12 protein-coding genes are annotated in these 13,966 nt (G+C 40.1%); all 12 read right to left on the reverse strand.

Annotated features, from left to right (window positions below; all coding sequences use genetic code 11):
• Positions 1–143 precede the first annotated feature (143 nt).
• The 12 genes from ACJ28U_RS06145 to ACJ28U_RS06200 all read right to left on the reverse strand — a co-directional run bounded on the left by ACJ28U_RS06145 (position 144) and on the right by ACJ28U_RS06200 (position 13,966).
• Positions 144–647: a hypothetical protein gene (locus tag ACJ28U_RS06145; protein ID WP_134643677.1), complete on the reverse strand. Its 504-nt coding sequence runs from the start codon at positions 645–647 to the stop codon at positions 144–146.
• A gap of 236 nt (positions 648–883) precedes the next feature.
• A complete protein-coding gene (locus ACJ28U_RS06150; RefSeq protein ID WP_407618693.1) occupies positions 884–2,218 on the reverse strand; it encodes a C1 family peptidase in 1,335 nt (444 codons plus the stop codon).
• 106 nt (positions 2,219–2,324) lie between these two features.
• Entirely contained in the window at positions 2,325–2,528 is a 204-nt protein-coding gene (locus tag ACJ28U_RS06155) for a hypothetical protein (RefSeq protein WP_085637735.1), read from the reverse strand.
• 252 nt (positions 2,529–2,780) lie between these two features.
• Positions 2,781–3,578 (reverse strand): hypothetical protein, encoded by a 798-nt coding sequence (locus ACJ28U_RS06160; protein WP_407618694.1) that lies wholly within the window; start codon positions 3,576–3,578, stop codon positions 2,781–2,783.
• Positions 3,579–3,662: 84 nt separating this feature from the next.
• The gene (locus tag ACJ28U_RS06165) at positions 3,663–4,193 is read right to left on the reverse strand and encodes a hypothetical protein (RefSeq protein WP_407618695.1); all 531 of its coding nucleotides are present in this window, start codon (positions 4,191–4,193) and stop codon (positions 3,663–3,665) included.
• 107 nt (positions 4,194–4,300) lie between these two features.
• Positions 4,301–5,254 (reverse strand): nucleoside hydrolase, encoded by a 954-nt coding sequence (locus ACJ28U_RS06170; protein ID WP_407618696.1) that lies wholly within the window; start codon positions 5,252–5,254, stop codon positions 4,301–4,303.
• 125 nt (positions 5,255–5,379) lie between these two features.
• Positions 5,380–8,265 (reverse strand): DUF3427 domain-containing protein, encoded by a 2,886-nt coding sequence (locus ACJ28U_RS06175; protein ID WP_407618697.1) that lies wholly within the window; start codon positions 8,263–8,265, stop codon positions 5,380–5,382.
• A complete protein-coding gene (locus tag ACJ28U_RS06180) occupies positions 8,265–8,666 on the reverse strand; it encodes a (deoxy)nucleoside triphosphate pyrophosphohydrolase (protein WP_407618698.1) in 402 nt (133 codons plus the stop codon). The genes ACJ28U_RS06175 and ACJ28U_RS06180 overlap by 1 nt, the downstream gene beginning before the upstream one ends.
• A 112-nt stretch (positions 8,667–8,778) precedes the next feature.
• On the reverse strand, positions 8,779–9,540 hold the full coding sequence (locus ACJ28U_RS06185; protein ID WP_407618699.1) for a DUF6339 family protein: 762 nt from the start codon (positions 9,538–9,540) through the stop codon (positions 8,779–8,781).
• Positions 9,540–10,409 (reverse strand): hypothetical protein, encoded by an 870-nt coding sequence (locus tag ACJ28U_RS06190; RefSeq protein ID WP_407618700.1) that lies wholly within the window; start codon positions 10,407–10,409, stop codon positions 9,540–9,542. The genes ACJ28U_RS06185 and ACJ28U_RS06190 overlap by 1 nt, the downstream gene beginning before the upstream one ends.
• The gene (locus tag ACJ28U_RS06195; RefSeq protein ID WP_407618701.1) at positions 10,396–12,363 is read right to left on the reverse strand and encodes a hypothetical protein; all 1,968 of its coding nucleotides are present in this window, start codon (positions 12,361–12,363) and stop codon (positions 10,396–10,398) included. Before ACJ28U_RS06195 ends, ACJ28U_RS06190 begins: the two co-directional genes overlap by 14 nt.
• Positions 12,364–12,553: 190 nt before the next feature.
• Entirely contained in the window at positions 12,554–13,966 is a 1,413-nt protein-coding gene (locus ACJ28U_RS06200) for a type II restriction enzyme (RefSeq protein WP_407618702.1), read from the reverse strand.

Raw genomic sequence — 13,966 nt, forward strand, 5'->3', positions numbered from 1 at the left:
CCAATTCGTCCTATATATCTTAGTCCTTTAAAAAGCAGTTTGCTGTTTTTGAGTTCTCTTCTTTTTCACAAGTAAAAACAGACGCCCAGATGGTTAGTATCATCCGAGCGTCTGCTTCATCTTATCTTATTGGCTTTATGTGGCTAGGCTACCCAAACGCTTTGTAACTGATGGCGTAGTTGTTGTAGCCAACGATTATAGGTGGCGCGATGAACCCGTAAGCGGTGACATCGGCGCGCAACTGTGTCATCCGGATATTGCATTAAATCATATGCTAATCGTTGTAACGGCTGCGATAGCCGACATTGCTTCGCTAAATCAGCCAGTAAAATGGTCGCTTCAGCATCCACAAAGGCTGCGTTACTCATCACTTGCTCCGGCGCTTCACCAAGCGGTACACCACGATCCTCATGGCGCTTGGATCGCCGTTGCAAATCGCGCAGGCGCCATAACAGCCACCGAAATAACTCATTATTGTGCTGTGCCGTCAACGTCTCTCCCGCCATTAACCGTTCCGCAATCATCAACCGTAATTCCTGGCGATAATCATCAAAATCCGGTGAACGGCGATAGACATGGCCGGCCTGCAGCACCCCTCTTATCATCAGCTCGTATTGTTCGAGCGTCGCTTCTACTTGTTGGACCATCCGTCCTCCTTTCGTTTGAGCAAATCGCTACCACCTCGCTCAGCGTGCGGCGGATTCTAAGTAACGTGTTTTTGTCATAAAACGTAGATTGTTCTTAGAACTTCTTTATTACACCACGTCAACGTTCACACAACGTCAGACAAAAAGACCGCTCCGACAGAAATCTTATGCTGTCGTGCGGTCTGCTGTTTATTGATAATCGGTTTAGCCCAGAAAATGCAAGGTTACTTGTCCGATTATGCCAAGGCACCCATTGGATCCCAAGGTGCCAGCATAATTGGCGTAGCCGTTTCGTAAATATCACGCAACTCTTCTGGCAAGTATTCCTTCTTAATCACAATTTGGTAGGTAAACTCATCAAACCACTCATCAGACATCGTGAAGTAACCCTTGTTACCGTTCTTATCGCCCCATGAGTTTTCGACCTTCCACTTCGTTGGCTTGCCGTCGACGAGATCAACACCCGTCAACACCATGGCGTGGGTCATCAATGAATCCCCATATTCCAACCGTTCAGCCTTAGTCATGCTGAAATCAACATCGAACAAGTCGTCTTCGTTAAACAACTTTGTATCCATCAAACCAGCCTTGCGATCCAACTTAGGTCCCATGTCGACCCCGAACCAAACGTTCTCACCGGCAAGCAATTGCTTCACCGCCAAGTCTTTAAACGTCGCCAAATCAAGGTTCAAGTGCTTCACTTCGCGACCACCACTCACGTTACCCAACATCTTAACGTTGTACGTTTGATTAAACGGCTTATCAGCAGTTGGCGCATTGATAATTGAGATGTAATCGCTCAACTCCCAACCAACGTACTTTGCGAAAAAGTCTAATGGTGAGATGGCTTGCTCACGATGGAAATTATTATCCTTATCACGATATGAAAAATCAAACGCTACCGGTGGCTCGCCAAAAGTCAGTGACAACATGTGGTAGTTTTCGCGACCGAATTGCGCCAACTTTTCATCGATTTCAGCTTGGGCTGCATTGGCTGCGACTAACTTGCGCAACGTAATCGCATCCTTGCGCAACTTACCATTGTACAAACGGTTGAATTCAGCCGAATGTGATGACGCTTGTGACTCTGGATAAGCTGACTGTGGCACAACCCCATACTTTTCAATCAATGCCACTAGCATGTCCCATTGACCACCGTCTTGTTGTGGCATTTGTAGTAGGAAAGCCACTTCGCGGTCATCCGTTGGCTTGTCGGCTGTCGCCAAAATATTCTCGTAGAAATAATTAGCCTTTTCCAACTTGTCCCAGAAGAATGTATAGCTTTGTGATAATTCAAAATCACCTGGCAAACCATACACGGCCTTCATATCGTGGCGCATCGTGTTCAACGCCGCAAACATCCAGCAACGTCCTGACTGTAATTGGTTAGCCACCGGTGAGCTTTCCAAATCAACACTAAATACTGGCGTCAACGCACCAGCTCGTTCGTTATCACGGGCTGCTTGCAGAATACCATTGGTTGTGACGGCATTGCGAATAGCAGCTGACTTTGGACTAACTGACACCGCTTCTTTGTAAAAAGCTAACTCTTCTTGTGTAATTTCACTCATACATTTATCACCTTTTTCTAATATAAAACCAGTCTAGTCCTTTGTATCAACTTTCGCAATGGTAAAAAATAAGCGGACTAACCACCATGATTAGTCCGCTTATCAATTATTTGTCATCATGATTCGTCACATGATAGTGATTCATCACTGCCACCCCGATCAAGCCTACAAGGCCAACTACAAGACCGAAAGTACCGTATACAATACGCGCCGTTCGGTCATCGATGACCATTAAAAATAGAATTGTCGCGATGAACGCAACATATGGCAACGCCTTAAGGTCGCTTGGTCGTAATCTGATATATGGCATTAGTCACTCTCCCCCTGCACTTACTTTTGTTCAAGTTAATTTTAGTCTACCATGACTGTCCTTACCAGGTACAAGGTGTTAGATGCCGCCAAAGAATAACCGATTCAGTCAGCCACTGCGCTGTGGCCGAGCAAGTTTGTATATCGAGACGTCTTCCCCTCTTGATGTTTAAATACTAAATTGTATTGTTTCAAAAAAATAAATTTCTATCTAAAATTATTTTACACTTAAACGAAAATGCGTACAAATGAATCAATTATCATATTGAAAATGTTGGCTAACCTTTTCAGCGTCATAACCAACTAAATCTGACAATTCTGCTCGCGCTGCGGCGTCTTGTGTAATCTGCCCAACTACGCCGGTTGTACTAGTTTGTGGCAGATCAGAATTTGGACGCCACATCATGCCGTTTTGACTCTGTGGAATTTTAAATTCATAAATATTGCCATCATTCGCAACGATGTATAGGTCGGCTGAATACTCATTCGTCGATGCAATATGGCCCGAGTAACCACTTGGACTGATCATAATCGTCTGTTTGGGGGCATACCCCGTTTGATTCGTCACCTCTGACTTATCTGAATCAGGTCCCACACCTGGATGTAAATTCACATTATCCCATTTATAAAATCCATAGACTGCCTGTGCCTGTAAACCAGCACCACCATTACCACCGTTCAGATAGAGTGGTCCGTTCACTGTGTCATAGTACAACGTGACGTCACCGTATGTGCTAGACACCTCAAAACCTAACTCCGAACCTACTCGATTCATTTTTGCTGCCTGATTGCCAATCCATGATGCAAATTGATCTGTTTCAACACCGGACAGTCTTAAGCTACTTGGCACAGCCACCTCACTACTTGAGCTTGAACTCACCGATTCACTACTAGAACTACTCTCACTAGAAGTAGCCACAGACGAACTTGATTGCACAGTATTCGGATTATCTTTCACCAATGTTTTGTTATAGTCCCGCCCGAGTAAATAAAAAACGCCGCCAAACACAACAATTGCCAGAGCTAACAGCCCGAAAATAAACTTTCGCATCGCAATTTTCCTTTCAAAAATACTTTTAAGGAAATTGTACGGAGTTTATGACAAATAATGTTGTGTGGCGACTTAATTCACCTATTAATGGCCGGCATGTCCGCTAACACGAACCATTTCGAACCGGTCGAATTTTCGATACTTCTTTTCAATACCACTACTGATAAAGGCAAAAATCATAAGGGCAACGACAAACGTCACAACCGGGTGAAATGGCACCAGCAGGAACGCCATTGTCGGTACCATCAACAAGCGGCTCATTATAATCCAACGGCCACCTGCCGTTAAATGGCGTCCACGTAGCAAATCAATTCCAAATCCCATTGCAGTCAATGCGATGACCAAAAACTGGAAGAAGCCAATTGATGAAAGTGTATTGGTCGCCAAGAACACGAAATCCAATATGATAATCGCTAGTGTTAAATATGCTTCTAACCAAGCGACCTGCCACGCAATTTCCTTAAACGTCATCGTAAATAGCAAGACCGATAGTGTATAGATCCACCATGCAATCAAGCCAATCGTTAAATTACTACTGATGCCGATGACCACAAAAGCTAGCACATACAATATATTTTGAATTGCTACCCGATACTTTTTAATGAATGATATCATCTCTTCACCCCCACATTTAGTTATAACCCACTTCCGGAACCAGTTTATCATTCCCACTAACATTAAAAAAGGCATCCACAAAATTTTGCGGACACCCTATAATTTTATTAATAATTTTCAATCGCTAGAATTGTCTCTTCAAAGAATTTGAAAAACGCATCATGATCAACGTGATAAACAAACTCAATGTCACGTCCTGCTGGTGTTTCAAATGTCCGTCCAGGGCTTTGACCAGTTGGTACAACATCAACTGTCATTTGCTTCGTTTCAACCAGTGCAGGATTTTGCGCAAAGGCTGTCGTCAAGACATCCCACAAGAAGTACGTTGAATTTGTCTCGAAGTGGGTTAATACAGGAACCGTTGCATAGGCTTGACCAATAAAGTCCATTACCGGATGTGAACGCAGCTTCGCCCAACGCAAACGGTCAGCTGGTGTCAATGGCACTTCATGAGTACTCTCTAACCCAACCATTTGAATCTTGATATTTGAATCAAAGACAACCTTGAATGCTTGTGGATCCCAAAAGACATTCCACTCAGCCGTGCCATCTTGTTCCGGTTCAGCAATGTTACCAGCGCCAAAAGTTCCTGCCATCACAACCAAGCGGTCAATCTTGTCTGCCAAACTTGGATCCTGTTCTAACACCGCGCCTAGGTCACTAACCGGACCAGTGAACACCAACGTAATTGGTTCAGTGGCTGCCGTTAAAATTGTAGCCAGGTCATCTGCTGCCGTGTTGTACGATAACTCCGTGTCCCCTTCACCAAACTCATTCAAGATTGGCAAAGCATCAACGGTAAACGAGTCCATCCGCCACTCTTTTGGAAACGGATCGCTCGACTTCGCATCTGACGCACTAACCAACAAATCGTGGTGCTTTGAAAAACGATTGATAATCTTACGTGTCGCAGCCACCGCTGGTTCCAGGTATGAATCAGCCGGCACAACCCCTACCCCAACTAGCTCAATTAATCCTTGTTGCTCGTATGACAATAACATCGTCAACGAAGCCAAATCATCAACGCCCCCGTCATGGCTAAAGTACACTTTTTCAGTCATTTTTACATCCCCTAAATTAATATTGTTCGTATTTATATCATTTATATAAATAGTATCATGCTTTAAATCATTTTAAAACGAACAAAACAAAAACAGAAGCTAAATATAGCTCCTGTTTATTAACATTATTCAGTTAACGCTCTATACAAACTTTGATTAACCGGATGTTCTAATCGAATTTCAAATTTAATCAATGTTGTTTCTTTATCTTTAGCATCCCGCTTCGTTTCTTGCTCAGCGCTCAAAACCTTAGCTGATCCCAGATAGTAAAAGTCTTTACCATCTGCAGCAACGACACCAGATTTTTTCACAAACATTTGTATAAATCCGAATTCATTTGATTCTGATATCAATTTTTCAGTTGGACTTTTCAATGTCCGTTGGTTCTTAGAAAACCAAACCATCGTATCACGATTTATAAAGCCATCCTCATAAGCCACTAGGTTCACATAATTATCTGTTTTATCAAGCGTAATAAATGCTGGTAAAAACTTATCATCTGGACGCTTCATATAGCCACCCACGTTCTGACCAGTTTGTTCCTTATCCCAATCCAACATTTTAATAACATCAGTACGCAGATACTTCTGCCCAATTTGGAAACGCACAGATGGATCAAAATTTTGTAATAGGTTTAAGCGTCCAGCTGTAATGGCATCCGACACATACGTCTTAAAGGTATTATCAGAAAGAACTTTTTTAAAGTCATCCGTTAACTGCCAAACACCATCAGTCCTCTCTATCAGTGGTAGGTCACCATATTTTTCGGCCGTCCCCTTCATGAAATAGGACATATTTAAAATTCTCTCAACACTATCTAACGTTTCAGCATCATAAAAATATTGAGCATCGTCAAAACGTGATTTGATTTCTGTGTCGCTTATTTGACCAAATTCAATCAGCCTGCCCAAAATATCAATTTCTAAAATACGCTTTGAAACGGCAATTTCCTTTGAAAGATAACTCAACAGTTTAACTTTTTGAGAATCAAAATTAGGCACCGCATCAAGTATCTCAAACTTCAACTGATAAGCCAGTAAGTTCTTATACTTATCAACAACATCTTCAATTGCAACCGATCCCATTCGAACAAAATCTACAAGCATCGGTATTTTATTACCAATTTTTTGTTTTAGTGTATTGTACGCGTCTTTAAATCTAGCTGCTGAATCTAACTTTGCATCCCCCACTGCTCGCAAAATTTGTTGGCGAGCAACTTGTTCAAAATTAATAGTAGATACGCCGGTTACAGCCGGCGAAATAATATTCTTTCGAATTCTTTCTTTGTTAGAAGAACGCGACTTATCAAACGCCATTGGAATCATGTAGTTGTTAGAGTAATTTCCAATAAAATCGATAATCGTCACATACTCTTTACCGTCAATTTTTCTCAAACCACGGCCGAGTTGTTGGAGAAAAATTATGCTGGATACAGTAGGACGCATCATAACAATTTGGTTAACCTTCGGAATGTCGACACCTTCATTAAAAACATCTACCGTAACAATATATGCCAAAGTACCATCTTCCAAATCAGCTACCGCACGTTCTCGTTCTTCAACAGAATTCTTACCACTAATAAAGCGTGCAGCAATACCTCGGGTAGCCAAAGCTTTAACTAGAGCTTCACCTTCGTCAATTCGACTCACGAAAATCAGACCATGAAGCTTCGGACCAGAATAACCATAGTAATTTGTTTTCTCAAGTAAATAATTAACACGTTCATCCGAAACCAAACGGCGAAGTTCGGTGGTGTCATCAATAATTTCACCGTCTTTTTCGAAATCAGTGACACCAATATAATGAAATGGTGCTAAAAGTTCTGAATCTAAAGCATCCAACAAGGAAATTTCATAAGCAACGTTATAGTCAAAATATTCATAGACATTAACACCATCCGTACGTTCCGGAGTGGCGGTCATACCCAACATAAATTCTGGCTTAAAGTAATTCATGAACCGTTGATACATTGTCTCTCGATCTGAATCTTGATTATGTCCTACACGATGAGCCTCATCAATTAAAATATAATCAAAGCGATCAGAACCCAACTTTTCCATTATGTCAGGGCGTGAAACCATATTAACCGTTGCGAACAAATACTTTGCATCGTAATTTTTTTGAGTCCCTGATAACAGTCCATAGTCTGAATCCGACCCGCCTAGTATTTTTTTAAAGCTTTCAATCGATTTCTTCAAAATTTGCTCACGATGCACCACAAACAACATCCGATCTGGATTAAACTGTTTTACATCAAAAGCTGCTAAATATGTTTTACCCGTTCCGGTAGCTGAAACTACCAATCCTTTTCTTGCACCGCGCTGCCGCAAGTCAGCAAGAGCTTCCAAAGCTGGTTCCTGCATTTTATTTGGTGTAATTTCTGCTGAATTGTCCACAAAAGAACGATCAAGTCTGAACTCAGGTTTGCGTTCCTGATAGTGCTCAGAATAATCAGCAATCCATTTCTCAGTCAGCGGCACAGATTGATCCCATAAGTCATCAAGTCTCTCTTGAATTTGCTTTGTAATATCTCCCTGATCGGTGGATGTTACACGTAAGTTCCATTCAAAATTCTTTTTTAACGCTGTTTGAGTTAAGTTTGCACTCCCAATAATGACTGATGTGTAGTCACCATGATTAAAGGAATATGCCTTGGTGTGAAAACCATTCTCATTAATAATTCGCACATCTACATTTGATAACTTTAGCAACTCTTTAAAAACTTTTGGCTGATTGAAATCAAGATAGTTAGACGTAATTAATCGACCACGAATGCCCCGATTAGCCAGATCATTCAATGTACTTTTAATATCGATTAGTCCACCTTCAGTAACGAACGCCACTGCAAAAGTAAATCCCTGAGTTGTCTGTAACTCATCGTACAGATGGTCAAGAACCGTGTCTCCGCCCTGATTTGTTAGCAACATCGGTTGATAACGTTCTTGCGCTTCAACCCCATCGTCAATAAAGCCAAATTCCGCTCCAGCTCTAAGCTCTTCTTTAGTTGCCATTAGTTAAATCCCCGTTCAACTAATTCTTTAATTGCTGGCACATCAGTAGGGGCCCAACTTAATTCTAAAGCCTCTTGTTCTGAAACCCAGCGTAACTCCTCATGCTCAATTGTTTTGGTTATTTCTGAGTCTAAACGTGCGTATAAAATTTCAAGCACTACAACGCCAAAATCATATTCTTTTTCAAATGGTTCATCGATCTTTTCGAAAATAGTTGCATCAGCGCCGAACTCTTCAAAAACTTCGCGCTTTAAAGCTTCTTCTGGCGTTTCACCCGAATCAATCTTTCCGCCTGGGAATTCCCAATAACCACCTAATGAACGTCCTTCCGTTCGCTTAGCCGCGAGTAACTTTCCGTTTTCAATGATTGCCGCTCCAACAACTGGTATACGCTTTGTCATATCGATTACCTCTCGTGTCATATTCCTGTATTCATTTTAGCAGCAATAGAAAAAGATTGGACGAAACATCCAATCTTTTCAGCTAAACTCTTTTAAATTATCCTCTATTTAATTAGTCAACGTTTAATTGTACTGGCAACCGATTTGGAACATAATCATAAACTTCTTCACGCGAAAGTAAATCCAACAATCGGACACCTCCAACAAAATTCATTATTTTATTTGCTTCAGAGAATGCTTTTCGATTTTGTTTTATCGCTCCATTTTGAATCAGTTCAAATACGGCATCAAAAATACCTAAACGAATATGCTCACTGTCAATTACATTACTTGATGAAAGTGCTAAAAAGTTTCCTCTGAAGTCGGTCTCTGTAAACAACTTTACAAAGTGATATGGATTTTCATGAGTTTCATCATAAAAGACATGTCCGATCCACCAAAGAGAAGCCAAATTATTAATTGCCAAAGATCGCTTTTGACCATTTACAATAAAAGTCGAACGACTCTTGATTGAGGATTCTTGCTTGCCTTCTTTATAATCCATAATCTTCAAAATTCTCATGTGATAATCCAAAAAATCAGTGTTTTCAAGTGCAATCCACAATCTTGGGTCGGTAGCTTCAACTGGAGTAAGGTTCTTTAGTTGTGAATGAAGCATCACGATATTGTCATAGGAATACTCATATTCATTATTTTCAGGTAAATGCAGTGGTTGATAATCATATTCTTTACCTGTACGCACAACATTGCTGGGTTCATTCATAACGCTTTGAATTTTTCCTACGTTTTGTAATTTATAGTATGCAACGAATTCTTCATCAAAGTTGGTATTAAAATCATCCATAAATTCATTCGACACAACTGGTATATTCATTATTCATCTACCTCGATCAGATCCTCAAAAGCAGCAATAATTGGATTATCCAACAATTGCTGCGCAACTACTAACGAGGAAGTATTTTTTAATTTACTGTCGTCATACTTTAAGCCATCGTAAATATACTTTTGTAGCTCTATTGACCACAAATAATCTCCGTTTGTAGATCCTTCATCCTTAATATCATCGACTGCTAACATCAAAGCTGGCACTAGTAGTGAAAAATTCGCCATTTTCACTTCTTTCGCGTTTTGCATCTGTGCATATACGCGATATGTTTCAGTAGGAATTTCAATCTTAATTGCTTCACCATCAAGATTAACCATCATACTTTTATTTTTTGACTTCGCTACCTTAATAAAGGTTTGAACTCCAACCGGACCAGAATCAACGGTTTGCAATTCGATATCAATTGTAGGTTCAAAAGCTAAAATATCACCTCGCATAATGTTTTTAACAGCGTAATTGTCACCAAATAATTCTGAATTAAAACCAGAGTTCGAGTATTCTTCGATCATAACGTTAGAGACAACAAGAACAGTTAATTCAATGTTTTTTGCGATCATGCTAGCATCTACGGCAAAACTTACTGTGTCTGAATTTTCAGGAAACTCAATTGCGTTTCGATAAGACGTTAAAGTACTTTCCACATGGGCAACTGCCTTAGCTCGACCATCATTAACCATCATCTGTAAGTCATCATTTTTCAAAAAATACGTAACCCCTAATTCAAAATCCGACTGTCCAATTTGGACTTGATCTACATTGACAGAAAAACTATCACCAAACTTAAATTCACTATCGATATCAAAAGAGTTCGCAGAGCTTAAAACAGGATAAGGAAATGAATTATTACTTAATCTCATATGTCTTACCTCCCAAACGAGCTCGCGTTCCTAAATCGATGTGGACAATTCCTCGGATAACTTCATTCTTCTTCACATTTGAAACCATAACGCTACTCTTTGAAAATTCTTCAGCATTTGGAATTTCAAAAGACTTAATATTTACGATCTCATCTGTTCCGTTCTCGCCAGTAATCCTAAATTCAATTTCCATTTTAGCCCTAGCCCGTGGTGATTTAATAGCAATTTGATACTCACCGTTTTCGACGTCCATTTCAATCAAACGTACATTTGCTTCAGTAATCTCGGCACCTCTTCTCGCCGTAGGCCGTTCCGTTTTTGGAGAAGTCAGAGTATCATCCTTTGGCTCACGTCTATCGGAATCTCTGGTTGGTGATGCATCAACTTCTTCCTCCCCATCAGGATCACCGAAGACAACATCGATAATTTCGTTATCTTTCTTCGCCTTAGGTTTTGGTTGCGCTACCTTCCGTGGGTTTTTCGCTTTCTTGATAATTAATTCAGATATTTTCTTATCTAACGACGTACCATTTTCCTCATTATTCGAATCTTGATGAACGGTTAAAATACCGTTCAATCCAAAAACATCCATACTTTCCGATTCTGCGTTCGCAAAATTTTGGGTAACGGATTCCTTGTAGAACTTACTTAGCTCTTTTAGAAATTGTGTTGCTTCTCTCTTCTTCTTTTTATCAACGATTCTGTCTACATACCAGTCATCGTGATTCGCATTTTCAATATCCTTCAAAAACTTATTTAATTTTTGACCCGTAGCTTGAAAAACGCCAAAAAAGTTAATTGAACCACTAATATGATTCTTATAATTAATCTTCATGCCAGACTTTCGAGTCTGCAATACTTTCCGGTTGGTATCATCTAACAGTGCCAAATACAACTGAGCATCATCGCCAGACTCAATAAACTCGTATTTTTCAACCATTTCTTCAGGCAATGACACCGAAACCATATTGGAATTATTTAGAACCTTAAATGCACGAAATGCATCTTTGTATTCATCATTTACCCTGAATACGTCCTGCTTTCCACTATTTTGAGCTTCTAATTTTTCGAAATGTTCGAACAAGTTAGAAAGTGAATCTTTATTAATGATTTCGCTATCCACGTGAACTTCTAACTCTCCCGCCCAAATAGAGACCAAAAAATTCGACAACACTGACATTTTGATTCGATCTTGCCAATTAGGATCATGCTTAAACCCTACAACAAAAAGATCAGTTCCTTTTTCCGTAGCATTTCTTCGATAATTAAACGGTAGAGATTCAGACATTGGTTGATACTGAGAACCACTCATCTTAGCAGAGTAGTACCCAGGCCCTTGTGTAACTTCACCATGTGAACCCGCCTTATCAAATGAGACTAGTTGTGAAACACCAATACTTCGCTCGCCTTCAAGTGCTGAAACGGTATGGTAAAAAACCATGCGTAAATTAGATGCCGCAAACGGTGCGAACTTTCCAATTCCCTTACTTCCAGCTGATGCTTCATCATCTTTAACGGAATCACCCGCGACAAAAATAAGCGATTGCCAATTCTTCTCTGCCAATCCCTTTGTGTTATAGTCACTCATTTGAAGAACCGGTACAGTGTCGTTTTTCAATACATCCCCATATGTCGCTAGAAAGTCCTGCGCCGTTTCTGATCCTTCCCACTTTTCCTTCATGGCCGGCAAAATATCGTTTCGCAGGCCCTCAACTCCCGGAATCACTTTCGTTGGGACCTCTTGTATGCTAAATTCAACCAACACAGGTCCAGCGATTGTTGAATCTTTGGCATCTAAAGAATTTTGAATTCCTTCTCGCGTAATTGAATTAATTGGCACATCAGAAAAAGTATCAATACCAGCGGCATTAATTCCATTGAGTGTCAGACCTTTACCGCTCGGAAACAACCACGAATCCGTTTCCTTCTTTATTGCTGATTTAAAAAAATCCATTTGACTTCTGTTACTCCTATATATGTAATTCGTCTATATTTAATTAGATCACAATTTTCAAGAAAACTCACGAGAAAATGATCACACCGTTAACTAAATTAGTTTTTCCCTTCAATCCGATTGGTTTCCATCTAAAAAAAGCTGTTTTAACAACAAATATGTCGTTGTTAAAACAGCCTTAATCTTTATCCTATTCAATTCTCATCACAAACCAATTCATCACCGCATTCACCGAACTTGCCCGACGAGGAATTGTGCTTCCGCCAATGTCCGGCCGATGCAATTTGATCAATTTACCGACTGTTTTATTATCAGGTAAATGTCCCGTAGCCACCCAAATTTCAATCATCGCTCTAAAAATTGGCCGTTGCACCAACTCTTTAGCAAATAGCCCAATCTTCGTACTATAGTCTGCATCAATAAACACGCGTCCTAATTGAGAGACTTTAAATCTCCCATCTACTTTCTGAGCTAAGCTAAAGTATTCGGCCGCGTTTGCATAATAATCTGATTGTCTCACATCAAACTTGAATGCTTCCGCGAAAAACTCCTTCGTACCTATCTCAAATACATCCCCTTGTTCACTCGTAAGCGGTTTACCACTAAGAACAACTGGTATTTCAAAGATTTTTTCAGGATCATTAGCTTGAATAAACGGTACTAATTCACCATCCAAACGTCTTGGCTCTACCGAAACTTGTTGCTGTGCCAATAAAACTTTCAAAGTTTCACGCGTTACTGGCTGCGATTCTTCTTCAAATACAAATTCATACTCACGAATTTTCTTTAACGAATTAAAATCATCAATATCCGTAAACTGATAAACGTGAAATGAAAATACATCATCAGTATATGTAAAGTACGCTGAATAAATTTCCTTAGGAAACTTCATCTGATCATGATAAATACGCGTTGGTATATACAACTGACGAATATTAAAATCCTCAGGTCGTTTCTTTTTCGATTCGACAATCAAGACACGACTTGGCGACTCATAAACACCATCAATTTCAGACTGCCATCCGTCAATCACAAAATTAGTTTGGCCATTACGGTAATGACTGATTTGAAAATCAATCAGTCCTGTTCCCTTCTTACCACTTAACGTTGCCACAACATCAGCATTTAAATCATCCATCACATATTTCAGCATGCCACTCATTTCAGCGACAGATTGTGCAACAGCCTCACTATTAATTGTTTCCGGACTTTCTGGTCGAATACCTGAAATCCACTTTGGAAAGGTCATTCGAACTGGTTCGAGTACTTCATACTTCAAACTCTCAAACGTCTTAAAGTCAGAAATAACATACCGATCCCGCCCCTTTGGCATTAACGTAAACTGTGCGCTTTTACCAAAAATATTCTTATCGACCGCATCTTTAAAAACTTCTGGCAAGTCACTACTAAAATCAAACTTCAATAAGTTTCGGGCGTCAGGCGCATTATCAGGCCGATCGGCATAATATTCACGTACGTATTTATTAATGTCACTACTGGTTATTTCATACGCCCCGTTTTGCTCAATTTGTTTTGGTATATCAAAGCGGTCAAATAAATAACGCCAAGCGATATCTTGCTTTCTAGTTCTTGCTTTTGCCAT

This window comes from Weissella sp. MSCH1, from assembly GCF_045799135.1.
Classification (GTDB): Bacteria; Bacillota; Bacilli; order Lactobacillales; family Lactobacillaceae; genus Weissella.